The following is a 26,388-nucleotide window of genomic DNA, read 5'->3' on the forward strand; positions in this document are numbered from 1 at the left end:
CATTTCACTGTACAAAGGAAACCCATGCATGTGTGCGTATTGGGCGCCGGCATCATTGGCCTGACCACTGCTTATGAATTGACGCAACGGGGTCACCAGGTCACCGTGGTCGACCGTACGGCACCTGCCGCAGGCGCCAGCGGGGGCAACGGTGCACAGCTCAGTTATTCCTATGTGCAGCCTTTGGCCGACCCGGGCATCTGGGCGCAATTGCCCAAACTGCTGCTGTCGCCATCTTCTGCACTCAAGATCCGCCCCCAATTGGACACGCACCAATGGATGTGGGTTGTGCAGTTCTTGCAAGCTTGCAATGCACAACAGTCGCAAAAAACCACAGCGCAATTATTGACCTTGGCCGCGCAAAGCCGAGCGGTGTTTGATGCGCTGCGCGAACGCGAAAACATCGACTGTGACTTTGCGATGTCGGGCAAACTGGTGTTGTTTCGCACAGAGGCCTCATTTGCCGCTGCACGGCAGCAGATGGTGTTGCAAAAGCAATTGGGAGGCGCCACGCAGCGTGCGGTCTCAGCGTCTGAGGCCTGCACCATCGAACCTGCTTTGGCGCATCAACAAGAACCGTTTTCGGGCGCGATTTACACAGACAGCGAATGCGCGGCCGATTGCAAAAAAGTGTGCGAGGCCTTGACGCAGATACTGATCTCACGGGGTGTGGCCTTGCGCTTGGGTCAAGACATCCAAGGCTGGCTTCAATCGGGCGACAAAGTCGCTGCAGTCAGCCTGGCCAATAGCGATCAAATTTCGGCCGATGCTTTTGTGCTGTGCACAGGCCATAACGCACCAGTGCTGGCTGCAGCGGCAGGCGTGCGCATACCGGTATATCCGCTCAAGGGTTACAGCATCACGGTTGCCACCGATGGGCAAGGATTGGCACCCAAGGTCAGCATCACCGACAGCGCCCACAAGATTGTCTTTGCTCGTTTAGGGCAGCGGCTGCGGGCAGCGGGCATGGTGGAGTTGGTAGGACAGGATGCAAGCGTTCAGGCCCGTCAGATTCAAACTTTGCAGCAAGCCACGCAAGCACTATTTCCAGATTGCTCTCGCTACACCGACATCCAGCCCTGGGCCGGCATGCGCCCGGCCACACCCACAGGCTTGCCCATCACTGGCCGCCAAACCACAGGGCCGCGCAATCTTTTCATCAACGCCGGGCAAGGCGCCTTGGGCTTCACTTTGGCGTTTGGGTCTGCGGTTCAACTGGCGGACGCGCTCAGCTGAACCGCTACTTTGCGGGCGTGTCAATCCACCGTCATCCCCGCGTTCTTGACCACCTGGCCCAAGCGGATGGTTTCCTTACGGATCAACTCGCCAAACTGAGCAGCTGTGCCGCCCACCCGGGCGTGCCGATGGCTTCCCATTTTTTCTTGAACTCTGCGTCGTTGAAGATAGCGTTCAAGGTGGTACTGAGTTTTTGCACCACGGGCGCAGGCATGCCCGCACGCACCGCGATGCCATGCCAGCAGGTCAACTCGTAACCTGGCACACCCCCTCGATCACCTGTACCTGACCACCGATCAAGTCGTTAAGCGCAGGGCCTGCGCCTCGGTAAGGAATGTGCGAAATTTTGGTGTTCACCTGGGTGTTGAAAATTTCACCCCCCAAATGCTGGGGTGTGCCGTTACCGGCCGATGCAAAAGCGAGTTGGCTGCTGGGCTTTTGGGCCAGTGCAATCAACTCCTTGACGTTGTTAACCGGCACGCTGGGGTGCACTTCGAGCACTAGCGGGAAGGCCGAAATCTGAATCACAGGTGCCAAGTCGGTCTTTGGAACAAAAGGCATGCTGCGGTACAGCGTGGGTTTGACCGCCATGAGACCGTTGGCCGCCAGCAGCAGGGGGTAACCATCCGCAGGCGCTTGCTTGGCCACTTCAGCACTGCCCAAATTGCCACCTGCACCGCCTTTGTTGTCCACAATCACCGTGATACCCAGACAGGTGCTCAACTCACTTTGCAGCATGCGGGCCATCAGGTCGGTCGGGCCGCCCGGTGGGTAAGGCACGACAAACCGGATGGTTTTGCTGGGGTAGTTGTCCTGGGCCAGCGCAGGCACGGCGGTGGCGGCCAAAAGGGCGGCTGAGAGTGCTGCGTTTCATGGTGTTGTTTCGGGTAAAAAAATGAAAAGCTCAAACGGCAAAAAATGCTTCACGCGCCTGCTGCGCGGTGCAGAGGCTGCGGCCCAGCACGCGGGCCGAGTCGGCCACCTGGCGCACCAGCGCGGCGTTGTCGGGGGCGACCTGCCCGTTGTTCAGCAAAAGGTTGTTTTCAAAGCCCACACGCACATGGCCGCCCAGTGCGGCGGCGGTGGTGGTGCAGGCGTGTTCGCCCGCGCCAAAAGCGCACATGGACCATGGCTCGTTGCCGGTGTGGGCCATGACAAAGGGCAACAGGTCTCGCGGCTCGGAGGTTTGGCCCACCGAATAACGGCCCAGCACAAACAAGAGTGACCAGGGCGCATCCGGGACCACGCCTTGCGCACGCAGGGCTTGCCAGCGCTGCAGATCGGCCACGTCGTACACGATGACCTGGGTCATGACGCGCTCTTTGGCCAACCAGCCAAAAAACTGCGCCAGCCCTGCGTCGCCGATTTCGGGCTGGTCCACTTCACGCAGACCCACCGACACGGCTTCGGGTTGGAGCGCGGTGACCATGGCAATTTGCTCGGGCGCTTTGTACACGCGAGCGGCTTCGCTGGTGACCTGAATGATCAGTTCATCGCCCACCGCCGCCTTGACGGCTTGCTGAGCGTCGCGGTAGCCCTGTACATCCAGGCTGTGACGCCCCTGCGCATCGCGGATGTGCATGTGGATCATGGCCGCACCGGCATCGAGGCACAGCTTGGCGGTCTGGCCCAGCTCAGAACTTGTGATGGGCAAGGCCGGGTGATCGGGCCGCTGCTTGTAGGCGCCGTTGGGCGCGACGGTGATCAACAGGGGATTCGGAAAAACTGCCATGGGGCGCCTTTTGAAAATCAATCGAGAGGGTGAAGGGGCGGCAGCTCAGACGCCAGCAAATCCAGCCCTTGGCGCAGCAAGCGGTCGTAGCGTTCGCGCTCAGCCTTTTGGGTCTCGGGTGTCCAGCTGAAAAAGCCCTGCCCGGTCTTCATGCCCAAGTCACCCCGGGCCACGCGCTCTTGCAGCACGCGGGCGGGCTCGGCGTTCACGGCCAAGCTGGGGTACATGCTGGCCGCGGCGGCGGTGTGCACCTCCAGCCCCGCATGGTCGCGCTGCATGACCGGGCCTGCGGCCAGAAAGCGGAAACCAAAACCAAAGCGCACGGCCGCGTCCACGTCTTCGGGCGAGGCCACGCCTTCGTCGATCAAGGCAAAGGCCTCACGCGCCAGGGCGTGCTGCATGCGGTTGGCCAAAAACCCGGGCTTGTCCTTGCGCACCAGCACGGGCACGCTGCCGCAGCCGCGCATGAAATCGCACAGCTGCTCAGCCTCTTGCACAGCCGTCTTGGGTCCGAGCACAACCTCCACCAGCGGCACCAAATGCGCGGGCATGAAAAAGTGCAGACCCAGCATGCGCTCTGCCGAGGGCAGGCCCTCGGCGATGGCGCTGATCGGGAAGCTGGAGCTGTTGCTGCACAGCAGCGTTTCGGGGGCGGCCATCTGCGCCAGTTGCGCAAAGAGGGCCTGTTTGAGGGGCAGTTTTTCCGGGATGCACTCGATCAACAGGCTCACACCGGGCCAGGCCACATCGGCCAAGTCGGCCACGGCCTGCACGCGCTCGGTGCGGTGGGCCATGCCCAAAGGTTCGAGGTTGTGGCGCACATGGGCGGCCTGCGCTTGGCGCTTGACGGCATCGGGCTCGACCACGGTGACCTGGCTGCCGCCACGGGCCAACACGATGGCCACGTCCATGCCCATGGTGCCGCCGCCCACCACCACGGTGAGCGCTTGAGAGGGATGCGAAGAAATCATGAATCGGGGTCGCTGTGAGTCAAGGTGCGCTGAGTCTAGAAAGCGCCCAGGCTTTCGTCCAGCCGTTTCTTTCAGTGGGCCAGTGAAGCACAGGTCCATCAGGTCTTGCCCCCCCAAAAGCACCTCCCGTGCAGGTGCTTTCAGCAGCTCTGGCATGATCCAAAGCATCTGCCACTGCACAAGAAAGCACACCGTGAACTGGCTTCAAAGATTGCCGGGTTTTACCCGGTCTGCCCCTGGCCTGGAATGGGCGCTTTGGAAAAAGCTGCCCTGGATCGCACTGGCGGGCACCGCCTTGCCTTTGGCCTTGGTGAGCCTGGCTTATCTGGCGGCTCCAGACATCCCCACGCCCGCCTCCGAACGGGCGTTGACCCAGTGGTTTTACATCGCCATCGGCGTGGTGGTGCTGCACTGGACGCTGGTGCTGACAGCGGCCATCGGCTGCGTGATCGTGATGCTGATGAAAGGCCCGGCCTTTGTGGCCGATGGCTTTGAGGTGCAACACACCGACCAACCCGGCAGCCCGACACAGGACGAGATGCGTGAAAAAAACTGAACTGCACGCCAGCCCGGCCGCTTCTTTGTCAGAGGCGGACGTGTCGGGCATCATCGCGATAGCCTGGCAGGACGACACCCCGTTTGAAGCGATTGCCTCGCAGTTTGGCTTGACCGAGCCCGACGTCATTGCCTTGATGCGGGCGCAACTGAAAACCCGCTCGTTCAGGGTCTGGCGCATGCGGGTGCGGGGACGCGCAGCCAAGCACCTGGCCTTGCAGCAAGGCCGGCAGCCACGCCATGGCGGCACTGCTGCTGCGGCAGTCTCGGCCGCAGAAAACGAGCAGAAGCTTGGGCAAGCCCCTGAGGACTACCCTCTGCCGCCCTCATCCATCTCGCGCCAGTCCTTGCGCTGAAAGACGTCAGGCCCTTTTTTGGAGCTCAGTCGCATTGGGCGACTGCTGTGCATGGTCCCGCTTGGCATGCGCCTGAAAGGCCGGGGCCTCAGAACCTGAAGGCGAAGCTGAAAGCGACCCAACAAGTGGGTTTTCAAAACCCGAAGGCTCAGGCAGGATCGACTGCAGCACGCTCAACACATTTTGCAAACGCGGGTCGTGGGTCTGTGCATCGTCGGTCGTGTCGTTGATGCAAAAGAAATCCAGCGCACCGAATTCGGCCACCAGCGCCTGCAGCTGTGCGTTTTGGTCGGCCTCGCCCGTGGACACATAGCGGTGTCGGTAAGGCCGGATGCTCACCACCCCGTGCGCCAAGGCCCAGCGCAACACGAAATCGGACACGATGGTGGGCTTGTCCCAGCTGCGGAACACGGTGGACCTGACGGCGGCAAACAACTCCGGGGCGGTGTCCTCCAGCTCCAGCAGGATCGACTTGAGCATGGGCCGGGGCGAATGCGCAAACGTGCGGAAGGTGCTTTGGTAGAGCGGATCTTGCTCGCGCAGCGCAGGCGTGCCCGAACGGGCCTTGTCCGTGAGCCACTGAATGGACAGGCGGCAGGCGTTTTCGAGGGACGTGGCGTCCATGCGCATGGCTTCGTCCGTGACCATCGGGTCGTCAGACCAGGTCACATGGAAGCCTTTGGGATGGAACCAGTCCTGAACCCGCACCGGGGCACCGAAAAACACATCGTCATTGAGGTAGAAATAGCGCTCGGACAAGCCGGGGATGTGGTGAATCCACGACTCGATGTGCCCCGAGTCAAAAGTGGGCAGCGATGCCTCGGGCATCAAATCACGGTGGTCCACCAGCGTCAGGCGGTCGGATGGCCGCAGCCAATCGGGCGCTTGCGCATCGGTCACGATGTAGACATGGCCGTGGTCGGGGAAAAATTGTTCCAGCGCACGCAGGCTGTAGCGCAGCTCGTGGTTATCCCGAAAGCGCCCTTCCACATTGCTGTAGCGGGCCATGGCGGCACTGGAATCTGAGGGGAGTTGCTGCAGGGCCGCTTGGCGCTTGGCACGCCAGTTCGAATCGTTCCCGTCAACCCACAAATAAACGATGTCGATGGGCGAATCGTGGGACATGTCTGCGTTGGATTTTTTGAAGTGGCTGAGTCTAGCAGTGGGTCTGCCCGGGCGTTTTCAATACCCGCCCTGGTGTGAGGGCCACTGCTCAAGCGGCATGGCGGGCTTGCACCCACCGTGCGGCAAGAGACCGATGCAGCAGCGATGGATGGGATACGATGGCTTGGCTGCAACTCCCCCTTACCCACCACGATGCGCTGGCTAGTTCCCCTCTTGTTTCTTTTTTGCGAGGCTGCCATGGCCATTGAAGAACCGCGTTACACCGTGCTCGTCTCGGAGCCCCCTTTTGAAGTGCGTCGCTACGCCGCCTTCACGGTGGCGCAAACCCAAATCCAGGGAGACTTTGACGCCGCCAGCCGCAGCGGCTTTCGGCGCATCGCCTCGTATATCTTTGGCGACAACGTGCAAGCCAGTTTGGGTGCGCAACGCAAGATAGCGATGACCGCGCCTGTGACCGTGGTGCCTGAAGACCAGGGTTGGCGCGTGCATTTTGTGATGCCGTCGGCCGAAAACGTGCAGACCCTGCCCCAGCCGCTCAACCCGCACATCCAGCTGCGCCCCGTGCCCGAACACGAGACGGTAGCGGTGCGCTTCAGCGGCTTCACCACGCAAGCGAGCATCCAGGCGCAAACCGAGCGCCTGCGGGCCTGGGCGCAGGCACGTCAACTCAAGCTGAGCCCCACGGCCCAAATCGCCCGCTACGACGACCCCTTTACCTTGCCCTGGAACCGCCGCAACGAAATCCTGATTGACCTGGTGCCCTGAAAGCGGTCGGGATGACGAATCAGAAAACCGGCTCCGAGGCACGAGAAAAGCCCTACAAGGGCAACACTTCTACACTGCGCGTGAGCACGGGGCGGCACAAAATCTTGTACCCATCGGCGTCAAAATGGGCGGCCACCTGGCTGGCGGTTTGGCTCAATTGACGTGCCGCTTCGACACTGGGGGCACTGCCCAAATAGCACCAGTGCCGGACAACGTGGATTTGCGTCAGTGCCTCATCGCGCTCGACCAGACCCACCGCGCCCGGATAAGGCCAGCATTCCACGCGCAGCGCCAGCAGGCTGGTGAACAGCCGCTCGCGATGCGACTCGGGGCTCTCGTCCCCCCGGCACACCCCTGCACACTGGCGAATGGCCGCTCTGAAGCAGGCTTTGCCAGGCGGCAGTTTTTCAAGGCCCAGGGGGCCGTAGCAGAGTTGGTGCTGGTCGGCGATGGCGCGCAGCGCATCCAGTGCAGCATGGCGGCTGGCGTACAGGCCATACAGATCGGGCTGCGTGGCAAAGTCGATGTCCTTGGAATACACCACCTCGGGCACCCCGTCGGTCAAGCGCAGGCTGCACAGCTGCTTGTTGCGGCGCAATTTCTGGTTGAACAAGGGGTGCTGGGCCTTGATCATTTGCGCCTCCAAAAGCAAGGCCCCGATCTCGCCCGCCGTGCGGATGTGGCTGATGCGCCGGGTCTGGCGCAACATGCGGGCTTCGTCAGGCGTGCGCAGGTGCGAGAGCAGGCGGGCGCGGATGTTGATGCTTTTGCCGATGTACAGCGGCAAGTCGCCTTCCTCACCGTGGAAGGTGTAAACACCCGCCCCGGTGGGGGCGTCTTCGATGGCTTCCCGAAGGTGTTGCGGGTAGGCGTAGACGCGGCTGTCTTCAAAGTCTTCGCGGCGACGTCGGGGCAAAGTCATGGTGGCGTGAGTGGGTCGAGGGCTGCAAAGCAAAATACTGTTTATATTTACAGTATACTGGCACTGTCATGCTTCCTGCAGTTGCCTGACATTGTCCTTTTGAACGCCCCTGGCCACGCGGTTCGGGGCGTTTTTTTTGGGGCGGAGCCCTGCGCCCAGACTCAGCGCATGCGGACACTCAAGCTGCCCAAGGGCGCAGAAAACTCGGCCCGCCAGTTTTCGCCTGCCTGAACCGGCCAGGCGTCGGTCCAGGTGCCGGTGGTGACCACATCGCCCGCTTGCAGGTCGACCGCACCGGGGCATTGGCGCAGTTCTTTCAAAAAGTGGTGCAAGGCGTTCAGCGGGCTGTCGAGCACGTGGGTGCCACTGCCCTGCTCCACCACCTGGCCGTTTTTGAAGAGCGTGACGCGGGCCTGCGCCAGCAGGGTGTGCAGGGCCTGCGCATCGGCGGCCAACTGCTGAACGGGCAAGCGCTGGCCCACCAGCAGGCGGGCGTGCAAGCCGCTGTCGGCCATGGTGTCGGTGGCGGTGAATTTCCAGTCCAGGCAGTGCGACTGCACGACTTCAAAACCGGGGGCCAGCCAGTCGATGGCCTCAAACAGTTGCTGCAGGCTGGCGTTGGCTGGCGGCGTGGCCTTCATGCCGAAGACGATTTCGGGCTCCAGCCGAGGTTGGCAAGTCGCGGTCAGGTCGATGCTGCCTTCGGCAGACCCTGATGCGGCGGGCTCGGCAAAGCCCAGACCCGTGTCCCAGACCGTGCCCCACATGGGGCCAAACACCTCGTAGCGCTGCCACAGGGTGCGGTTGGTGAAGCCGATTTTGTAGCCCTTGGGCACTTCGCCGCGCTGCTGGCGCAAGCGGCGCACGGCCAGGGCTTGTTGATAAGCCGCTGCGGTGTCGGGGCCGCCCACCACGCCGGGCGGCTGGCCCCACAAACGGGCTTGGTCGTGGTGCTGCAAAAGTTGTTCGGGGGTCATGCAGGGGCTCCTGTTGATAAGGGTGAAGACATCAAACCGCGACAAAACGACCGTCTTCCAGGGTCTGGATTTGCCCCAGCGACAGCAGTTCATCGAGGTGCATGGCGATGGTGTTGCGCTCGGCGCACGGCACAAAAGGCACGTCGTAGCCTGCGGGGTAGAGCAAGCGGCGGTCGACCAGTTCATCCAGGCTTTGCGGGGCCTGCAAATAGCCCAGCAGTTGCGTGCTGCGCTCGTCGATCTTGCTGGCAAAACGGGCCAGGTCGGCCAGAAATTGCGCGCGATCGGTGATCACCGCCTTGTGGTGCGAGGTGGCCCAGATGCGGGCGTCCAGCTCGGCGACTTTTTTCAGGGTCTGCCGAAAGTCGCTCAGGCTGGAGGTGGCGTCGCCGTAATAAGGGCCAAAACTGCTCAGGTCGATGTCGCCAATGAAGGCCAGGCCTTCGCTTTCGACCACCAGGGCGCAGTGGCCTGCGGTGTGTCCCGGCAGGTGGTGCGCACGCACCCGCACGCCCCCGCCCAGGTCCCACACCGCGCCGTCACTGTAGCCAGTGGCGTCGGGCCGGGGGTGGTAATGAAAATCCTTTTCCACGATGGCCCGCATCGCGTCCAGCACGTCTGGCGGGTAGCCGTAGTGGCGACACATGCCGTCCCACGATTGGGCGGCGGCCAGGTCGGCCTCGTGGACCTGCACACGGGCGTGCGGCAGGCGGTGCAGCCCGGCCATGTGGTCTTCGTGCACATGGCCCAGAATGACCAGGTCCACCGTGTCCAGCTCGGGGCCAATGCGGTTGGCCACCTCGGGCGTGTCGAAAGCCACCCGCGTGTCGGCTCCCTGCACGATGAGCTGGTTGCCATCGGGGTATTTGCCCGACTTGTCACCCAGGTGCACCCGGACCACTCCGAATTCCAACACCGACGCCATGGCTGCCTTTCCTGAACTGCCCTGGTCTGGGCATGAGAGGGCACTATAGCCAGCGCGACAGCCTTGCGCTGCCGCGCACGCTACAGTCCAACGCATGACCGACCTGCCCTCGCCCGCCACGCTGGCCCCCACCGCCCTGATCGACAGCGACCACCCCGATGTGATCGCCTTTGCGCAGCAGCATGCGCAGGGCGCCACCGACCGCGAACGCGCCGTGGCGCTGTACCTGGCCGTGCGTGACCAATTCCGCTACGACCCTTACCGCATCGATTTGTCCCCGCAGGGCATGCGGGCCAGCTCGGTCATTGCCCAAGGCTCGGGCTGGTGTGTGCCCAAGGCGGCGCTCATGGCCGCAGCCTGCCGGGCGGCGGGCTTGCACGCCCGCCTGGGTTATGCCGATGTGCGCAACCACCTGAGCACCGAGCGCCTGCGCCAGACCATGCAGACCGATGTGTTCATCTGGCACGGCTATGCCGACATCTGGCTGGAAGGCCAATGGGTCAAGGCCACGCCCACTTTCAACATCGAGCTGTGCGACAAATTCGGCCTGCTGCCGCTGGAGTTCGATGGGCGAAACGATTCCATCTACCACCCGTTCGACAAGGCGGGCAACCGGCACATGGAGTACGTGAACCAGCGCGGCACCTTCGATGACATGCCCTTGGCGCAGATCGTGGCCGACTTCCAGACCGTTTACCGGGGCTGGATGGCCGACAAGGACCCGCTGCACAACGCCAGTTTTGAGCAGGACGTGACGCGTGAGACGCGTTAAGGCACTTCAGGCGCTGACCGTCGCCGCCCGCTTCACCCGCCATAGAAGCCACAAGGCGATGCTCAGGTTGAGTGCGTTCCACATCACGCCGTTGATGAAAGCGGCATGGTAGGAACCTGTGATGTCAAACACCTTGCCCGACATCCAGCCGCCCAAGGCCATGCCCAAGAGCGTGGCCATGATGACCGCACCCACGCGTGAGCCCGCTTCTTTGGCCGGGAAGTACTCGCGCACGATGATGGCGTAGGCGGGCACGATACCGCCCTGAAACAGGCCAAACAGCGCCGAGATGATGTAGAGCGACACCAGGCCATCGAAAGGCAAAAACAAGAGCAGCGCCACGCCCTGCAAGACCGAGCCCAGCACCAGCGTGCGCAAGCCGCCAATGCGGTCGCAAATGGCACCGGAAATCAAGCGGCTGGCGATGCCGCTGGCCAGCATGAGCGAGAGCATTTCCGCGCCGCGTGCCGCGCCAAAGCCCAGGTCGGTGCAATACGCCACGATGTGCACCTGCGGCATGGCCATGGCCACGCAGCAAGCCACACCCGCCACGCACAACAAGAACTGCGCCTTGTTCAGACTCAAACCAAAGGGGCGCTGCGACTGCTGGGCCTGGGCGCTGCCCGCCACCGGAGTTTGCAAAAGGGGGGGCCTTTGGCGCATGAGCAGGCTGAGCAGCACCATGCCGATGCCGCAAATCAGGCCCAGCGCCACATAGGTGCTGCGCCAACCCACGGTCTCGACACCGTACTGCGCCAAAGGTGGCCAAAGGGCCCCGGCCACGTAATTGCCACTGGCGCACACCGCCACGGCAATGCCCCGGCGCTTGCGCCACCACAGCGAGGTGTCGGCCACCAAAGGCGCAAAGGTGGTGGAGCTGCCAATCAGCCCCAAAAACAAGCCATGCGCCAATGCAAACCACCAGATGTTGCCGGACAAACTGGCCGCGATGAACCCCAGGCCCGTGCCCACACCCCCCAAAAACAAAGGCACATGCACGCCTGCACGATCGGCCCAGCGGCCCATGAACAGGCCCCCAATGCCAAAGCCAATCATCATGAGGGTGTAAGGGATGGACGCATCGGCCCGGCTGACACCGAACTCGGTCTGCACGGCGGGCAGCACCACGGCCACCACATACATGCTGGCGCCACCCAACGTCATCAGGGCCAGGGTGACCAGCAAACGCCGGGCGGCGTAGGCAGAGTCGATCAGGTGTTCGGCGGCGGCAGTGGATGGGCTCATGCCTTCAGATTAGCAGGCTGGGCCAAGCGGCGTTGGCAAATGCGGGACAAGCAGGCAAGCAATTCAACAATACAAATAATGGCTATGATTTTGGCAAATCAACCACCAAAAACACCATGCTTAAATTATTTGCATTTTTGGCTTCGGCCTTTTTGATCAGCAGCGTTCACGCCCAAGGCAGCAGCTGCGCGGCCGCGGCGGCAGAAAAGAAACTGGCAGGCGCGGCCAAAAACTCGTTCCTGAAGAAATGTGAAAAAGACGCGACCGCCCAATGCGAAGCCTCCGCCGCTGAACGCAAACTGGCCGGTGCTGCCAAAAACAGCCACATCAAAAAATGCGTCAAAGACGCTGTGGGTGAAGCGCACTGATGGGGGTTTCCCCCGGTTTCCCTCCGTTGTGCAGAGCGCTGGGCATCGCCTGCCTGGCGCTTGCAAGCCTGGGTCTGGCCTGGGCTGACGAACTGCAAGGCCGGGTGGTCAAAGTGGCCGATGGCGACACCATCACGGTCCTCGATGCGCAGCGTCAGCAGCATGTGATCCGACTGGCAGGCATTGACGCCCCCGAAAAAAGCCAGCCTTACGGCCAAAAATCCAAAGCCCATTTGTCGCAAGCCGTCTTCGGACAAACCGTGACCGTGACGTTTGACAAGCGGGACCGCTATGGCCGCATCGTCGGCCAAGTGCGGGTTCTGGGCGAAGACGCCAATTTGCGACAACTTCAAGCGGGTTGGGCTTGGCATTACAAGCAGTACCAAAACGAGCAAACGCCCGATCAACGCAGTGTCTACGACGCCGCCGAACGCGCTGCGAGAGAAAAACGTCTGGGCCTGTGGCAAGGACAAGGCCCTGCCAGCCCGGAGCCGCCCTGGGATTACCGCGCCCGACTCAAATCCGAACGCCAGTCAGCGCAAAACCACACCCCTTTGTCGGGAAGCCGTCTGCAATAGCTTAGAACTGCAGGGCGATCCGCATCAACCGGGGCGCACCATCTTGCAGCTGCTGGGCAGACGGGCCTGCTCGGCCTTGATCTGGCGCACCACCTTGAAGCCGTAGCCTGAACCTTCCACATCAAAAGGCACGCCCGCAGCGCCTTGGCGTTGCATCACGCCCACCACCAGCGGCTGCTGGAACTGGTGGTCTTCGGCACGCATGAAGCCGGTCTGCCCGGCCATGCTGACGCGGGCTTTCTCCAGCGCCAGCGCCACCGCCACAGGCTCGGTGCTGCCCGCTTTTTCGACCGCCTGGGCCAGGGCCTCGACCATCAGCTGCATGCGCACATGCACATAGTCTTCAGAGGGCTTGCTGAAACGCTGGCGAAACGACTGGTAAAACGCTTCGCTGGCCTTGCCCGGCACATTGGGCAGCCAGTCGGCCACCGCGATCACCCGGTCCACACCCGCATCGCCCAAGGCCGCAGGCGCGCCCAGCGCATTGCCATAAAAGGTGTAGAACTTGCCTTCGTAACCGGCCTCGCGAGCGGCCTTGACCAAAAGCGTCAGGTCATTGCCCCAGTTGCCGGTGATGACCGCTTGGGCACCGCTGGCCTTGATCTTGGCGGCATAAGGCAAAAAGTCTTTGACACGGCCCATGGGGTGCAGCTCGTCGCCCACCACCTTCACATCGGGGCGCTTGTCGGCCAATTGGCGCTTGGCTTCGCGCAAGACGGCCTGGCCGAAACTGTAGTCTTGCCCGATCAGGTACACCGACTGGAGCTTTTTGTCTTCCCGCAGCACCTGCATCAGCGCGGTCATGCGCATGTCGGCGTGGGCGTCAAAACGGAAATGCCAGAAGCTGCATTTCTCATTCGTCAGGATCGGGTCCACCGCCGAGTAGTTCAAAAACAGCACACGCTTGGCTGGCTCGCGCTCGTTGTGTTTGTTGATCGCGTCGATCAGGGCCGCCGCATTGGCCGATGAATTGCCCTGCAAGATCACCTGCGCCCCGTCGTCGATGGCGGACTTGAGGGCCGACAAGGCTTCTTCGCTTTGGCCTTTGCTGTCGTAGCGCTCCAGCACCATGGGCAGCAGGCCTTGCGGCGTTTTGACGCCCCCTCGCGCATTCACGCGCTCGACCGCCCAGGCGATGTTGCGCACCACCGCCTCACCCGTGTTGCCAAAGGGGCCGCTCAGGCCCTCGATCAGTGCCAGCTTGATGGGGGCAGGCGATTGTGCCCACGAAGGCGACAACAACAAGGTTGCAGCCAGCGACACGGCGACACGACGGAAAATGAAGGACAAACGCATATCAAAAATAGAACCCGCCAGAAGGCGGGTTGAAGCTGAGAAGGGGCGCAGTGTAACTGCCCTGTTGGACACCCACGATGACCGCTGATTCGAGTGGATTTTGTGGGCGGCTGCCCCTGCGGCCGAATGTCTGCTGGGACAACAACCCATGTTTGAACCACCATTCGCGAGCAGGGGCTCGCTCCCACGGGGGGGGAAGCCCAGCGTCAAGCGAGCTCGTGCAAGGGCCAGCGCGGTTTGACGTCGAAGCTGTAACGCGCCTCGGCGGCTTGCGCGCCAGCTTGCAAGCGCATGGCTGCTGCCATGGCAATCATGGCGCCGTTGTCGGTGCACAGGTGCAGCTCGGGGTAGTGCACGCGCACTTTGGCTTTGGCGCAAGCGGCGTTGAGCTGCGCGCGCAACTCGCGGTTGGCCCCCACGCCCCCGGCCACCACCAAGCGCTTCATGCCGCTGGTCTTGAGCGCGTTCATGGATTTTTTGACCAGCACTTCCACAATCGCCGCTTGGGTCGATGCGGCCAAATCGGCGCGCTCGGGTGCGCCTTCGGTGTGGGCGGCAGGGCCGATTTTTTGGCTCTGCGTGAGCACCGCCGTTTTGAGACCTGCGAAGGAAAAATCCAGATCGCCGCTGTGCAGCAAGGGGCGCGGCAGCTTGTAGGCCGCCGGATTGCCCTGCTCGGCCAGTCGCGACAGACCCGGGCCACCGGGATACGGCAGGCCCATCAGCTTGGCCGACTTGTCAAAGGCCTCGCCCGCGGCGTCGTCGATCGTCTCGCCCAGCAATTCGTAGCGGCCCACGCCGTCCACCCGCATCAGTTGGGTGTGCCCGCCCGACACCAGCAAGGCGATGAACGGGAACTCGGGTGGGTCCGCGCTCAAGAAGGGCGAGAGCAAATGGCCTTCGAGGTGGTGCACGCCCAGCACCGGCTTGCCCAAAGACGCCGCCAGCGCGCAGGCCACGCCCGAGCCCACCAACAGCGCCCCAGCCAGGCCCGGCCCCCGGGTGTAAGCCACCACGTCGATATCGGCCAAAGCGATCCCCGCCTCGGCCATGACCTGGCGGGTCAGCGGCAGCACACGGCGAATGTGGTCGCGGCTGGCCAGCTCGGGCACCACGCCGCCATAGGCCTGATGCATCTCGATCTGGCTGTAGAGCGCGTGCGACAACAGGCGCGGCATGGCGGTTCCGGTGGTTTCCACCAGGGCCACACCCGTCTCGTCGCAGGAAGATTCAATGCCCAAAATTCGCATAGCAGGTAGTTTAAGCGGGGCATGGAGGCTGTCCGGGCCCTTGGCCATAATGAACTGAACCATTTTTTGGCAGCCCAGGCCATTGAACCTGTGGGAGGCCGCCCCTGCGGCCGAATAACGTTCGCGCGCAGGGGCGCGCTCCCACAATGCCAGCTACCCTACAGGACCCATCCATGACCACACTCCGACTGATTTCTTCCATGGCCACCAAGCCGCTGCTGGCCGATCTGGTGGCGCTGTACCAGGCACAGACCCCGGGCGTTCAAATCCAGGTCGAATCGGTCGGCGGCGTCGATGCAGCCAAGCGCGTGCAAGCGGGTGAAGCCTTTGACGGCGTGGTGCTGGCCAGCGACGCCATCGACAAACTGGTCGCCAGCGGCCATGTGCTGGCAGGCAGCCGCGCCAACCTGGTGCGCTCGGGCGTCGCAGTGGCCGTGCCTGCGGGGCAGCCCATGCCCGACATCTCGACCGAAGCCGCACTCAAAGCCGCCGTCCTGGCCGCGCCCACGCTGGGTTATTCCACCGGCCCGAGCGGCGTGCAACTGGCCAAACAGTTCGAGGCCTGGGGCATCGCCGAGACCCTCTTGCCGCGCATCGTGCAGGCCAAGCCCGGCGTGCCCGTGGGCTCGCTGGTGGCCCAGGGCCAGGTGGCGCTGGGATTTCAGCAACTGAGCGAAATGCTGGGTGTGGCGGGCATCACCATCGTGGGCGGCCTGCCACCCGAGGTGGAGATCATCACCACGTTTTCAGGCTCGGTGGCCGCCACCTGCGCCCAGCCGGATGCCATGCGTGCGCTGCTGGCCTTTTGGCAATCGCCTGCGTGCGACGCGCTCAAGCGACAGCACGGCATGGCCCCGGCCTGAAGCCATACCCATATAACCAGCAGTTGGATTGATTCCTCCACAATATGTGGCATGGGCATCGGTCACTACATCAAGGACATCGGACGCGGCAAGGACGGCGCCCGGGCACTCGGCCGCGCGCAAGCCGCCGACCTGATGGGTCAGGTGCTCGACGAGCAGATCAGCGACCTCGAATTGGGCGCGTTTTGCATCGCCATGCGCATCAAGGGCGAGACGCCCGAAGAGATGGCTGGTTTTCTGGACGCCACGCATGCGCGCCTGAACAAGGTCCCCACAGGCCAGGTGCCCACGGTGGTGCTGCCCAGCTACAACGGTGCCCGCAAACTGCCCGTGCTCACGCCCCTCTTGGCCCTGCTGTTGGCCCGCGAGGGCGTGGCGGTGGTGGTGCATGGCAGTGCCACCGAAGACAAGCGCGTGTGCAGCCAGGCGGTGTTTTCGCAGCTGGGCATTGAAGCGCTGGCCCAAGTCGCACCCGCTGCGGCAGGCCAGGTGCAGTTCATCCCCACGGGCGTGTTGCATGCCGGGCTGGACAGGTTGCTGGCCGTGCGCCGCGTGGTGGGCCTGCGCAACCCGGGCCACAGCCTGGTCAAACTCATGAACCCCTGTGATTCAGAAAGTGGCCCCGCGCTGGTGGTGAGCAGCTACACCCACCCCGAATACCTGCACTCGATGTCGGCCACCTTCGCGCTGACCGGGCAACACGCCTTGCTGCTGCGCGGCACCGAGGGCGAGCCCGTGGCCGATGCGCGGCGCACCCCGGCCATGGATGTTTTCAAAGACGGCCAGACCCGGCGGGTGCAAGACCAGCAAGAGGGTTCTTTGGTGCAAGTGCCTGAATTGCCCGCGATCGACGCAGCGGCCACAGCGGTCTACCTCGAGCATGTGTTGCAGGGTCTGCTGCCTGTCCCTCAAGCCATTGCGCTGCAAGTACAACACATCCTGCAAGAGGTGAAGCCATGAACACCACGCCCAGCCTCCCCCGTGGGAGCGAGCCCCTGCTCGCGAACGACCGAAGCGCCACAGCCCGTCACCCAGGCCGCTGCACGCTGGTGGGCGCGGGCCCGGGCGATCCGGAGCTGCTCACACTCAAAGCCGTCAAGGCGATTGCCAGCGCCACCGTGCTGTTGGTGGACGATCTGGTGAACGACGCTGTGCTCGAACACGCCTCACCCAGCGCACGCATCGTGCATGTGGGCAAGCGCGGCGGCTGCAAGAGCACGCCGCAGGCCTTCATCGACAAGCTGATGATTCAGGTCGTGCAAGAAGGCGAGCATGTGGTGCGCCTCAAAGGGGGCGACCCGTTCATCTTTGGCCGAGGCGGTGAAGAAGTCGAGCACCTGCGCGCAGCGGGCATTGACGTGGAGGTGGTCAACGGCATCACCTCGGGCCTGGCGGGCATGAGCAGCCTGGGGGCACCTTTGACGCACCGCGAACACGCACACGGGGTGGTGTTTGTGACGGGCCACGCCAAGCCCGGCGACAGCGGCACCGATTGGGTGCAGCTGGCCACCACAGCACACCAGGCCAAGCTGACGCTGGTGATCTACATGGGCGTGAGCAGCCTGAATCACATCAGCCAGGGCTTGCTGCAGGGCTTGCCTGCACACACGCCCGTGGCCATCGTGCAGCACGCCAGCCTGCCCACGCAGCGCGAGGCCTTGACCACGCTGGGCGAACTGGTGGGCACCGTGCAACGCGAGCAGCTGCAAAGCCCCAGCATCATCGTGGTGGGCGATGTGGTGCAAGGGGCGAGGGCCTGGCAGCAGGCCGAGCCAAATGCCACCGCACAACGGGCGGCTTGACTTGATGCCATCATGTGGGAGCGAGCCCCTGCTCGCGAATGGTGGTTAAAGCATTTGTTGTGGGTTCATCGGGCATTCGGCCGCAGGGGCGACCTCCCACACGACCACAACTGCTCACCCCCTCCCCTTACACTCCTGAGCCATGAAGACATGGGACGTGGTGATCGTGGGTGCCGGGGCTGCCGGTTTGTTTTGCGCGGGCGTGGCGGGTCAGCGCGGGCTGAAGGTTCTGGTGATCGACCACAGCGACAAGATCGCCGAAAAAATCCGCATCTCGGGTGGCGGGCGCTGCAATTTCACCAACCGCTTGCTCGACGCATCGGCCCCGCAAAAGCACTTCATCAGCCAGAACCCGCACTTTTGCCGCTCGGCCCTGTCGCGCTACACGCCGCAAGACTTCATCGACCTGGTGCAAAAGCACGGCATCGCTTTCCAAGAAAAGCACAAGGGCCAGCTGTTTTGCGACCATTCGGCCGAGGACATCATCCGCATGCTGCTGGCCGAATGCGCGGCAGGCGGCGTGGAGTTTCGCACGGGCTGCAGTGTGAAGTCGGTGCAAGCACCCAGCGAACAGAACACCCACTACACCCTGGAAACCAACCAAGGCACTGTGTACACCACCTCACTGGTCGTGGCCACGGGGGGTTTGTCGATCCCCAAAATCGGGGCGAGTGACTGGGGCTACCGCATCGCCAGCCAGTTTGGCTTGCGTCTGGTCGAGAGCCGCCCCGGCCTGGTGCCCTTGACCTTTGACGGCGAGGCCTGGGCGCCTTATGCCAAGCTGGCCGGGCTGGCGCTCCCCGTGGGCATCGAGACGGGCGAGAAAAAGAACCGCATGCACTTTGACGAAGACCTGCTGTTCACGCACCGGGGTTTGTCCGGGCCCGGCGTGTTGCAAATCTCCAGCTATTGGCAAGACGGCACACCGATTCGCCTGAACCTGGCCCCGGAGGTGAACCTGCCCGAGCGCCTGCAAGAAGCCAAGCTGCGCTCCAAAAAACTGCTGGGCAACGAGCTGGCCACCCTGGTGCCCAGCCGCCTGGCCGAAGCCTGGGTCAGCCAGGACCCGGCGCTGCAACGCACGGCCGCCGAAGTGCCCGACAAGGCGCTGAACAAACTGGCGCAAGCGCTGTCCAACTGGACGCTCACCCCCACGGGCAGCGAGGGCTACAAAAAAGCAGAGGTCACCTTGGGCGGGGTGGACACACGCGATGTGTCCTCGCAAACCATGGAGTCCAAACAGCCCGGTTTGTATTTCATTGGCGAGGTCATCGATGTGACGGGCTGGCTGGGCGGCTACAACTTCCAGTGGGCCTGGGCCAGTGCGCATGCCTGTGCGCAAGCCTTGCCCGTCGCGCTCAAAAGCTGAAGCGCCTGCCCAATTGCACAAACAGGTTGTAGGCATCGCCGGACCCTCTGGCTGCGCCCAGGTAAATGTCACCGATCTTGCTGTCCACCGAAACAAAGACTGTACCGCTGTAGCGCCAACGCATGGCGTCGCCCTTGTACCAGGCGTCCCCGGCCTCGAGGACCGTGCCCACATAGGTTTTCTGGTTGAACAGGCCGCCATGGGTCAGGCGGTACATGTAGGTGGTCTGCAGGTGCGCCAATTGGTCACCGGCCAACTGGCCCATGCGGTAAGCCCCCATGTTCTGAAAACCACCCAGGATCAATTGACTGGGCGAGCGGCAGTTGCCGCAATCGAGCGTGACGCGGTCTTGCGCCAGGTTCAGACCCACATTGACAATGTGCGGCCCCACAGAATGGGCCCACTTGGCGCTCAAGCGTCCGCCGCTATAGATGGCCCCCGAAACCCCTTGCTCCAGACTGGCTCCCAGAAAGTACCCGCGTGTCGGAAAGCTCAAGGAGTCCAGTTGGTCAATCTGAAACTGCGCCTTGACGCCGTTGTACTTGACCAAATCGGTGTTCGACAGTTCGGCCAAGTCCGTCGTGGTGTCAAAGCTTCTGCGGATCGCGCTCGAGGTGATACCCATCTTGATGTTGGCCTTGCGCTCGAAGTCGTACACCAGCTGCGCATCCAGGCTCTGCACGGTCTGATTGAAATAGGCCAGCTTCTGATTGCCCGCTTCATCTCTGAAAATCGCGCTTCGGTACAAGGGCAAATAGTTGCGATCCCACGAAGCACCAGCCTCCAGGCTCCAGCCTTGGGACAGCGGTTGGTAAAAACGGGCCGCCACCTCAGACTGGGTGCCCAAACGGGCATCCAGTGAAAATTCCAGGCCCGATGACGTCAACCAAGGGCGGCGGTAACCGACGCCCACAGCAAACTGGGTGATGCCATCGAGCTCCGTGGAAAACCCCAAGGTGGTCTTGAAAAAATGCGGACTGTAGGGTTTCTCACGCACCGTGACGATCAGCTTGTAGCGCTCGCCCTGCAGCTGCGCCAGGCTGTAACTGACCAGGTCGAAATAGCCACTGGTGTAGAGCTCGTCCATGTAGCGTTCCGCCTGCTGGGCCGAGAACTCCTGGTCCAACATGGGCGACAACATGGTCTGGATGTAACGCTCCGACACGTCCCTGTGGCCTTGCGCTTCGATGGCCACGATGCGTTTTTCACGCTGGTCAAACGACAAGCGCGTGGTCGATGGGGGCGCGGGCTGCACAGCCCATGCTTTGCGCAAAGCGGCCAGTTGGGTAGCTACGGGGGCCAAAGCCTGCTGGCCCCGCGCCACGATCTCGGGGGCGCGGTTGAAATCGGCAAAGCCGATGTCTTGCACCGACGGCTGCACCAGCACATCCTGAGGCCGCAGCAAGGCCAGATTGCGTTTTTCGTTTTGGCGAATGAGGATGTCCAGCATCCGGTTGGCCACCACCAAGGCGTGGCTGGGTTGCGCGGTCTTGTCCTCGTCCACGCCTCCGCCTAGGAACGAGGCCACGATCACATCGGCCCCTTCGCGCAATGCCACTTCGATGGGCAAATTGGCCACCAGACCCCCATCGACATAGGTCTCTCCCTCGACTTCCACCGGGGCAAACACCGCAGGAGCCGCCATGCTGGCCCGGATGGCCAGGTGCAGCGCACCCTGGTCAAAAACCTTCAACTCGCCATCGCGGTAACGGGTCGCCACCGCGCGAAACGGGATTTTGAGATCGTTGAAATGGACACTCGGCGGGACGTGGGCCGTCAAGGCCTGCAACAAAGCCAGGAAACGCTGGCCATCGCTGACACCCCGGGCAAAGCTCACGCCACCGTCCTTGATGCCAAATTCCAGCTCCACCGGGTATTTCTGCTGGTAAGCACGGGTGCGCGAGGGCAACTCCAGGCGGTTGAGCTGATCCAAAGCCACCTTGGACGGGTCCAGGCCACCAACCGTGCGCTCGATCTCGTCTGTGGACATGCCGCTGGCATACAAGCCCCCAATGACGGCCCCCATGCTGGTGCCCACAATGCGGGCAATCGGAATGCGGTCGCGCTCCAGCTGACGCAACACCGCCAGGTGGGCAAAACCCTTGGCACCACCACCGGCCAACACCACCACCACAGACGGAGCGGCGGGGGGCGGACTGGCCAGCGTTTGCGCCTGGCTCCAGCCGCCCGTCAGGCCCAGGGCCAAGACCACCAGGGCCTGGAACAAGGACGCACAAGCGGCGCAGATGTTTTTGAATGTATTCATTGGTATTGCATTTTATGGACCCGCTTTCAGCCGGGGATGCGGCTGGCAGCAAGCGTTCCGGGCCTGGCCCATTTTGCGCAAAGATGTGTCTTTGAGCACACACGGCCAGGCCAGCCCCGTTTCTCAGGCGCTATAATCTCAGGCTTTGCTGGCAAACCCCCGTCTGCCAAATACTAGTTCGTGACGGGGAACCGCCGAAACTGGGCTTCAAGGGCCCGATCTCCCTTGTGGCTACAGCCGGCACATTTTTGGAAAATTGATTCAATGACCACCATCCGCGTGAAAGAAAACGAGCCGTTTGACGTTGCCCTGCGTCGCTTCAAGCGCACCATCGAAAAACTCGGCCTGCTGACAGACTTGCGCGCCCGCGAGTTCTATGAGAAGCCCACCACCGAGCGCAAGCGCAAAAAAGCAGCTGCCGTGAAGCGTCACTACAAGCGCGTTCGCAGCATGCAGTTGCCCAAGAAGATGTATTGATCTTCATTTGTATGGCCTGAAAAGGTCTGCAAACAAGCCCGCTGGAGGACGCTCAGGCGGGCTTTGTTGTTTTTACTCCCCCCACATTGGCCACACACCAGGAGCCTCCCATGAGCCTGAAAGAACAGATCACCGAAGACATGAAAACTGCGATGCGGGCCAAAGACGCCGAGCGTCTGGGCACCATCCGCCTGCTGCTGTCGGCCATGAAGCAAAAGGAAGTGGACGAGCGCATCGAGCTCGACGATGTGGCCGTGGTCGCCATCGTGGACAAACTCATCAAGCAGCGCAAAGACTCGATCACCGCTTTTGAACAAGCCGCCCGCCAGGACCTGGCCGACAAGGAAAAAGCCGAAATGGCCGTGCTGCTGGCTTACCTCCCCGAGCGCATGTCGGCCGAAGAAGTCACAGCTGCCGTTCAGGCCATCGTGGCCGAGCTGGGAGCCAAAGGCCCGGGCGACATGGGCAAAGTCATGGGCGCGGTCAAGACGCGTCTGGCTGGCAAGGCCGACATGGGCCAGGTGTCGGCAGCGGTGAAGGCGGCGCTGGCAGGCTGATGCCCTGCAGATGATGATGGACAGGCGGTGAAGGCGCTCAAGCCTGCAAGATCAGCGCCGCCCCGGCCACCGCCATCACCGCCCCGCCCCACGCCCCCCACGCCGGGCGGCGGCGGTACACCACCCAAAGCAGCGGCAGCAGCAAGATGGGGGTGAGCGACGAGAAAATGCCCACCAGGTTGGCCTGCCCGGTGTGCAAGGCCTGCAGGATCAAGGTCATGCCCAGCGCCATGGCCACGGCCGCACTGGCCCAGGTGTTGAACAGGGTTTTGGCCGTCAATGGGTTTTGCACCCGCGCCACCTGTGCCCCAGCCCACAGCAGCGCCAGATGTGCCAAAAAGCTGGCCGATGTGCGCACAGCAGACGCCGCCACCGCGTCCACGCCCGAAGCCATCAAGGGCTTGATCATCAAAGTGGCCACAGACTGGCAAACGGCGGCCAGCAAGCCGAGCAAAACCCCGGTCATCAAAGTGCCGCGCGTGTTTTCCCAGGCGTGGGTTTCGCTCTCGCGGCGGCCCCACACAATCGCCACCATCACGCCCGAGACCAGCAAAGCACCGCCCAGCAAGGTCCAGCCCCACAGGGTTTCGCCCAAGAACAACCAAGCGAGCAGAGTGGAAAAAATGGCGTGCGTGGCAAACAACACGCCGCTGCGACGTGGCCCCAGCCGGTTCATGCAGGCAAACAGCGCGGTGTCGCCAATGAAGATGCCAATGAAGCCCGACAGGGCCAGCAGGGCCACATTCGAACTGTCCAGACTGCGCCACTGCCCGGTGAACAGCGCCAGCGCCCACAGCAGGGTCAGCGCGAAAAACAAACGCCAGCGGGTGAAGGCAAAGGCCCCCATCTGGCTGGAAGCGGCTGCAGAAAACAAACTGCCCACCGCCCACGACAAGGCGGCCAGCGCTGCAAGGAGTTCAGCCTGCACAGCGCAGCAGGCCTCAGCTGCCTGCCAGCTTCATGCGGTTGACCAAAATGGAGCCGGTGGTTTTGGCGCCCATGTTGTAGGTGTCCGCCCCCACAGCCTCGATGCCCATGAACATGTCTTTCAGGTTGCCCGCGATGGTGATCTCGTGCACCGGATAGGCGATCTGGCCGTTTTCCACCCAAAAGCCGCTGGCGCCGCGTGAATAGTCGCCCGTGACATAGTTCACGCCCTGCCCCATCAGCTCGATCACGAACAGGCCCGTGCCCAGCTTTTGCAGCATGGCGTCCAGATCGTCCGTGGACTGCGTCAGGCGCGAGGTCAGCGTCAGGTTGTGCGAGCCGCCCGCGTTGCCCGTGGTCTTCATGCCCAGCTTGCGCGCCGAATAGCTGGACAGGAAATAGCCCTCGACCCGGCCGCCCTTGACCACATGGCGGCGCACCGAGCGCACGCCCTCGTCGTCAAAAGGCGAGCTGCCCTTGCCGCGCAAGAGGTGCGGGTCTTCTTCGATGTCGATGTGTTTCGGGAACACCTTTTTGCCCAAAGAGTCGAGCAAGAAGCTGCTCTTGCGGTAGAGCGCTCCGCCGCTCACGGCCTGCACAAAACCACCCAGCAAACCCGCCGCCACAGGCGACTCGAACAGCACCGGGCACTCGGTCGTGGCGATCTTGCGGGCACCCAGGCGCGACAAGGCGCGTTCGGCGGCATAACGACCCACCGCCTCGGGCGAGGCCATCTCGTCCGCGCAGCGCATCGAGGTGTACCAGGCATCGCGCTGCATCTCGGCGTTGCGGCCGGGCAGCTTGGCGATCGGGGCCACCGAAATGCTGTGGCGCGAGCTGGCATACCCCCCACGAAAACCGTGTGTGTGGGCGCTGAAAAAATGGCTTTGCTGGGCCGACACGGCCGCGCCGTCGCTGTTGGTGATGCGGCGGCTGGTTTTCATGGCCGCGGCTTCGCACTGCAAGGCGATCTTGGCGGCTTCTTCGCTGTTGATCGCCCAGGGGTGGAACAAATCCAGGTCGCGGTGCTGGGTTTCGATGTCGGCTTCGTCGGGCAGCCCGGCTGTCGGGTCTTCGGCGGTGAAGCGGGCGATGTCGTAAGCCGCCTGCACCGTGCGCTCGATCGCGGCTTTGGAAAAGTCCGACGTGCTGGCGTTGCCCCGGCGGTGGTCCACGTACACCGTCACGCCCAGCGACTTGTCACGGTTACGCTCGACGTTTTCCAGCTCGCCCTTGCGCACGCTGACCGACAGGCCGCAACCTTCAGACGCTTCGGCCCCCGCGTTGGTGGCGCCCAACTTTTTGGCGTGCTTCAGGGCGATGTCGACCAGCTCTTCAAAATGGTCACGCGAGTAGCTGAAACCGTCGTGGGCCTGCGCGCTGGCGGCGGCGGCAGGGGTGTTTTGTTGCACGGAACTTTTCACAGAAATTTTCACGAAGAAGGTCTCGAAAAAAATGGCGGGCGCTGGGCCCGCAGTGGCCGCTATGATACTTGCCACCCAGCCCCTGCGCTGCCCCAGAGAACGAGTTCCCCCAGTCATGTCCCGTAAACCCAAAAAAGGCTATTTCGTCCGTGGTCAGTTTGTTGCTGAAGGCAGCGAGCTGGACCTGGAGTACAAGCGCGAGCTCAAAGGCGGCCTCGACGGCCCCAGCCGCACCGAACTCAAGCGCGAAAGCACCGAGCTGCAAGAACTCGGCACAGCCTTGCTCACCCTGCGCCGTGACCTGATGGAGGGCCTGGCCCTGCCCGACAAGCTGGTCGAAGGCCTGGCCGAAGCCAAGCGCATCACCAACTTCGAAGGCAAACGCCGTCAGATGCAGTTCATCGGCAAGCAAATGCGCCTGCTCAGCCCCGAAACGCTGCAAGCCGTGCGCGAGGCGCTGGACATCCAGCGCCTGGGCAGCGCCAAAGACACCCAGGCCCTGCACCTGGCCGAAGCCTGGCGCGACCGCCTGATCGCCGACGATGCCGCTGTGGGCGAATGGATTGCGCATTACCCACAGACCGACATCCAGCAGCTGCGCGCCCTGGTGCGCCAGGCCCGCAAGGACGCGGTGCCCGTGACCAACGCCGCCGTCTCGCAAGGCCTGGCCCCGCGCCAGGGCCGCGCTTACCGCGAGCTGTTCAAACTGGTGCGCAGCGTGCTGACAGGCGGCGAGAGCGACAACACCCCCGACGAGACCGAAGATGAGTGAACCCAACGCCACAACCCCTTTTGACCCGGTCAAGATTGGCATCGTGTCCATCAGCGACCGCGCCAGCACAGGTGTCTACGAAGACAAAGGTCTGCCTGCCTTGCAGGACTGGTTGACGAGGGCGTTGCACAACCCGATCACTTTCGAGCCGCGCCTGATCCCCGACGAAAAAGACCGCATCAGCGCCACCCTGATCGAGCTGGTCGACGCCGGCTGCAGCCTGGTGCTGACCACGGGTGGCACAGGCCCCGCCCTGCGCGACGTGACGCCCGAGGCCACGCTGGCTGTCGCTGACAAGGAAATGCCCGGTTTTGGCGAACAGATGCGCCAGATCAGCCTGAAGTTTGTGCCCACCGCCATCCTGTCACGCCAAGTGGCCGTCATCCGGGGCCAGAGCCTGATCATCAACCTGCCGGGCCAGCCCAAGTCGATTGCCGAGACGCTCGAAGGCCTGAAGGACGCGGACGGCAAAGCCGTGGTGCATGGCATTTTTGCGGCCGTGCCCTATTGCGTGGATTTGATTGGCGGGCCTTACCTGGAAACCCGTGACGAGGTCTGCAAGGCCTTTCGCCCCAAAACCGCGATCCGTCCCGCACGCTGAGCCCCCCCGACAGCCCGGCCCCCGGGCAGTGGCCTGCCGTTGGGTATAATCCGTTTTCTCGGCAAGAGCGACAGCAGCACCTCCGGCTAGACCACCGCCATCAGCGCGACGCCCCCATGTGGGCCGGTCACCGTTCCGCAAGGACTGCATTCCAAATGTTCGCCCCACATCTTGCCATTGCAGATTGGACGCCCATATAAGGCGTTGATCTGTGTCTCAACCCACGCCCGCGCCGGGATGTATTTGGCGCTGACTGT

The 26,388-nt window shown here is 62.9% G+C and carries 27 protein-coding genes and 1 pseudogene; 15 read left to right on the forward strand and 13 right to left on the reverse strand.

What is annotated here, in order from left to right:
- The first annotated feature begins 24 nt into the window (after positions 1-24).
- Positions 25-1,236, forward strand: coding sequence for a D-amino acid dehydrogenase (locus tag B9Z34_RS03480; RefSeq protein ID WP_108426677.1), 1,212 nt, complete (start codon positions 25-27; stop codon positions 1,234-1,236).
- Between the two features lie 20 nt (positions 1,237-1,256).
- On the opposite strand, the pseudogene B9Z34_RS03485 reads toward B9Z34_RS03480, so the two are convergent.
- The 3 genes and pseudogenes from B9Z34_RS03485 to B9Z34_RS03495 form a co-directional block, all read right to left on the reverse strand.
- A pseudogene (locus B9Z34_RS03485) lies at positions 1,257-2,082 on the reverse strand (Bug family tripartite tricarboxylate transporter substrate binding protein).
- A gap of 58 nt (positions 2,083-2,140) precedes the next feature.
- Positions 2,141-2,968, reverse strand: a complete 828-nt coding sequence (locus B9Z34_RS03490; RefSeq protein ID WP_108426678.1) for a 3-keto-5-aminohexanoate cleavage protein — start codon at positions 2,966-2,968, stop codon at positions 2,141-2,143.
- 17 nt (positions 2,969-2,985) lie between these two features.
- Positions 2,986-3,939, reverse strand: a complete 954-nt coding sequence (locus tag B9Z34_RS03495; RefSeq protein WP_108426679.1) for a 3-hydroxyacyl-CoA dehydrogenase family protein — start codon at positions 3,937-3,939, stop codon at positions 2,986-2,988.
- A gap of 193 nt (positions 3,940-4,132) precedes the next feature.
- Here B9Z34_RS03495 and B9Z34_RS14445 point away from each other — a divergent pair, with 193 nt between their 5' ends.
- Both B9Z34_RS14445 and B9Z34_RS03500 read left to right on the forward strand, forming a co-directional pair.
- On the forward strand, positions 4,133-4,495 hold the full coding sequence (locus B9Z34_RS14445) for a hypothetical protein (protein WP_146179616.1): 363 nt from the start codon (positions 4,133-4,135) through the stop codon (positions 4,493-4,495).
- Positions 4,482-4,850 carry a TIGR03643 family protein gene (locus tag B9Z34_RS03500; protein WP_233249388.1) on the forward strand — a complete coding sequence of 123 codons (369 nt, stop codon included), beginning with the start codon at positions 4,482-4,484 and terminating at the stop codon, positions 4,848-4,850. The genes B9Z34_RS14445 and B9Z34_RS03500 overlap by 14 nt, the downstream gene beginning before the upstream one ends.
- A 6-nt stretch (positions 4,851-4,856) precedes the next feature.
- On the opposite strand, the gene B9Z34_RS03505 is transcribed toward B9Z34_RS03500, so the two are convergent.
- A complete protein-coding gene (locus B9Z34_RS03505) occupies positions 4,857-5,975 on the reverse strand; it encodes a stealth family protein (protein WP_108426681.1) in 1,119 nt (372 codons plus the stop codon).
- A gap of 237 nt (positions 5,976-6,212) precedes the next feature.
- Here B9Z34_RS03505 and B9Z34_RS03510 point away from each other — a divergent pair, with 237 nt between their 5' ends.
- Complete coding sequence (locus B9Z34_RS03510) at positions 6,213-6,740, forward strand: heme-binding protein (protein ID WP_158268699.1); 528 nt, start codon at positions 6,213-6,215, stop codon at positions 6,738-6,740.
- A 52-nt stretch (positions 6,741-6,792) separates the two neighbouring features.
- Here the strand turns inward: B9Z34_RS03510 and cho are convergent, their stop codons facing one another.
- The 3 genes from cho to B9Z34_RS03525 form a co-directional block, all read right to left on the reverse strand.
- A complete protein-coding gene (gene cho / locus B9Z34_RS03515; protein ID WP_108426683.1) occupies positions 6,793-7,662 on the reverse strand; it encodes an excinuclease Cho in 870 nt (289 codons plus the stop codon).
- Positions 7,663-7,823: 161 nt separating this feature from the next.
- On the reverse strand, positions 7,824-8,639 hold the full coding sequence (locus B9Z34_RS03520) for a 2-keto-4-pentenoate hydratase (protein ID WP_108426684.1): 816 nt from the start codon (positions 8,637-8,639) through the stop codon (positions 7,824-7,826).
- A 31-nt stretch (positions 8,640-8,670) separates the two neighbouring features.
- Positions 8,671-9,564 carry an MBL fold metallo-hydrolase gene (locus B9Z34_RS03525; protein ID WP_108426685.1) on the reverse strand — a complete coding sequence of 298 codons (894 nt, stop codon included), beginning with the start codon at positions 9,562-9,564 and terminating at the stop codon, positions 8,671-8,673.
- Positions 9,565-9,658: 94 nt separating this feature from the next.
- Here B9Z34_RS03525 and B9Z34_RS03530 point away from each other — a divergent pair, with 94 nt between their 5' ends.
- Positions 9,659-10,336, forward strand: coding sequence for a transglutaminase family protein (locus B9Z34_RS03530; protein WP_108426686.1), 678 nt, complete (start codon positions 9,659-9,661; stop codon positions 10,334-10,336).
- Between the two features lie 6 nt (positions 10,337-10,342).
- Here the strand turns inward: B9Z34_RS03530 and B9Z34_RS03535 are convergent, their stop codons facing one another.
- The gene (locus tag B9Z34_RS03535) at positions 10,343-11,581 is read right to left on the reverse strand and encodes an MFS transporter (RefSeq protein WP_108426687.1); all 1,239 of its coding nucleotides are present in this window, start codon (positions 11,579-11,581) and stop codon (positions 10,343-10,345) included.
- On the opposite strand from B9Z34_RS03535, the gene B9Z34_RS03540 reads away from it, so the two are divergent.
- Both B9Z34_RS03540 and B9Z34_RS03545 read left to right on the forward strand, forming a co-directional pair.
- Complete coding sequence (locus B9Z34_RS03540; protein WP_369907552.1) at positions 11,572-11,949, forward strand: hypothetical protein; 378 nt, start codon at positions 11,572-11,574, stop codon at positions 11,947-11,949. The genes B9Z34_RS03535 and B9Z34_RS03540 overlap by 10 nt on opposite strands.
- A complete protein-coding gene (locus B9Z34_RS03545; protein ID WP_108426688.1) occupies positions 11,949-12,527 on the forward strand; it encodes a thermonuclease family protein in 579 nt (192 codons plus the stop codon). Before B9Z34_RS03540 ends, B9Z34_RS03545 begins: the two co-directional genes overlap by 1 nt.
- A gap of 24 nt (positions 12,528-12,551) precedes the next feature.
- On the opposite strand, the gene B9Z34_RS03550 is transcribed toward B9Z34_RS03545, so the two are convergent.
- Together B9Z34_RS03550 and tsaD are read right to left on the reverse strand one after the other, a co-directional pair.
- A complete protein-coding gene (locus B9Z34_RS03550; RefSeq protein WP_108426689.1) occupies positions 12,552-13,823 on the reverse strand; it encodes a branched-chain amino acid ABC transporter substrate-binding protein in 1,272 nt (423 codons plus the stop codon).
- Between the two features lie 206 nt (positions 13,824-14,029).
- A complete protein-coding gene (gene tsaD / locus B9Z34_RS03555; RefSeq protein ID WP_108426690.1) occupies positions 14,030-15,073 on the reverse strand; it encodes a tRNA (adenosine(37)-N6)-threonylcarbamoyltransferase complex transferase subunit TsaD in 1,044 nt (347 codons plus the stop codon).
- Positions 15,074-15,246: 173 nt separating this feature from the next.
- Between tsaD and B9Z34_RS03560 the strand changes: the two genes are divergently transcribed.
- From B9Z34_RS03560 to B9Z34_RS03575, 4 genes are all read left to right on the forward strand, one after another.
- Complete coding sequence (locus B9Z34_RS03560) at positions 15,247-15,936, forward strand: substrate-binding domain-containing protein (protein WP_108426691.1); 690 nt, start codon at positions 15,247-15,249, stop codon at positions 15,934-15,936.
- Between the two features lie 51 nt (positions 15,937-15,987).
- A complete protein-coding gene (gene ybiB / locus B9Z34_RS03565) occupies positions 15,988-16,896 on the forward strand; it encodes a DNA-binding protein YbiB (RefSeq protein ID WP_108426692.1) in 909 nt (302 codons plus the stop codon).
- Positions 16,893-17,738, forward strand: coding sequence for a uroporphyrinogen-III C-methyltransferase (gene cobA, locus B9Z34_RS03570; protein ID WP_233249389.1), 846 nt, complete (start codon positions 16,893-16,895; stop codon positions 17,736-17,738). Before ybiB ends, cobA begins: the two co-directional genes overlap by 4 nt.
- 142 nt (positions 17,739-17,880) lie before the next feature.
- Positions 17,881-19,107, forward strand: a complete 1,227-nt coding sequence (locus B9Z34_RS03575) for an NAD(P)/FAD-dependent oxidoreductase (RefSeq protein ID WP_108426693.1) — start codon at positions 17,881-17,883, stop codon at positions 19,105-19,107.
- Here B9Z34_RS03575 and B9Z34_RS03580 read toward each other — a convergent pair.
- Positions 19,097-21,373 (reverse strand): patatin-like phospholipase family protein, encoded by a 2,277-nt coding sequence (locus B9Z34_RS03580; protein WP_108426694.1) that lies wholly within the window; start codon positions 21,371-21,373, stop codon positions 19,097-19,099. The genes B9Z34_RS03575 and B9Z34_RS03580 overlap by 11 nt on opposite strands.
- A gap of 264 nt (positions 21,374-21,637) precedes the next feature.
- Between B9Z34_RS03580 and rpsU the strand changes: the two genes are divergently transcribed.
- Both rpsU and B9Z34_RS03590 read left to right on the forward strand, forming a co-directional pair.
- On the forward strand, positions 21,638-21,850 hold the full coding sequence (gene rpsU, locus B9Z34_RS03585) for a 30S ribosomal protein S21 (protein WP_108287360.1): 213 nt from the start codon (positions 21,638-21,640) through the stop codon (positions 21,848-21,850).
- Between the two features lie 110 nt (positions 21,851-21,960).
- On the forward strand, positions 21,961-22,407 hold the full coding sequence (locus tag B9Z34_RS03590; RefSeq protein WP_108426887.1) for a GatB/YqeY domain-containing protein: 447 nt from the start codon (positions 21,961-21,963) through the stop codon (positions 22,405-22,407).
- A gap of 37 nt (positions 22,408-22,444) precedes the next feature.
- Here B9Z34_RS03590 and B9Z34_RS03595 read toward each other — a convergent pair whose 3' ends face one another.
- Both B9Z34_RS03595 and pmbA read right to left on the reverse strand, forming a co-directional pair.
- Positions 22,445-23,335, reverse strand: a complete 891-nt coding sequence (locus B9Z34_RS03595) for a DMT family transporter (protein ID WP_108426695.1) — start codon at positions 23,333-23,335, stop codon at positions 22,445-22,447.
- Between the two features lie 13 nt (positions 23,336-23,348).
- A complete protein-coding gene (gene pmbA / locus B9Z34_RS03600; RefSeq protein WP_108426696.1) occupies positions 23,349-24,875 on the reverse strand; it encodes a metalloprotease PmbA in 1,527 nt (508 codons plus the stop codon).
- Between pmbA and yjgA the strand changes: the two genes are divergently transcribed.
- Both yjgA and mog read left to right on the forward strand, forming a co-directional pair.
- A complete protein-coding gene (gene yjgA / locus B9Z34_RS03605) occupies positions 24,874-25,530 on the forward strand; it encodes a ribosome biogenesis factor YjgA (RefSeq protein ID WP_108426697.1) in 657 nt (218 codons plus the stop codon). The two genes, pmbA and yjgA, sit on opposite strands and share 2 nt — an antisense overlap.
- Positions 25,523-26,131 (forward strand): molybdopterin adenylyltransferase, encoded by a 609-nt coding sequence (gene mog, locus B9Z34_RS03610; RefSeq protein ID WP_108426698.1) that lies wholly within the window; start codon positions 25,523-25,525, stop codon positions 26,129-26,131. The genes yjgA and mog overlap by 8 nt, the downstream gene beginning before the upstream one ends.
- Positions 26,132-26,388 lie beyond the last annotated feature (257 nt).

Source organism: Limnohabitans sp. Hippo3, from assembly GCF_003063665.1.
Taxonomy (GTDB): domain Bacteria; phylum Pseudomonadota; class Gammaproteobacteria; order Burkholderiales; family Burkholderiaceae_C; genus Limnohabitans_A.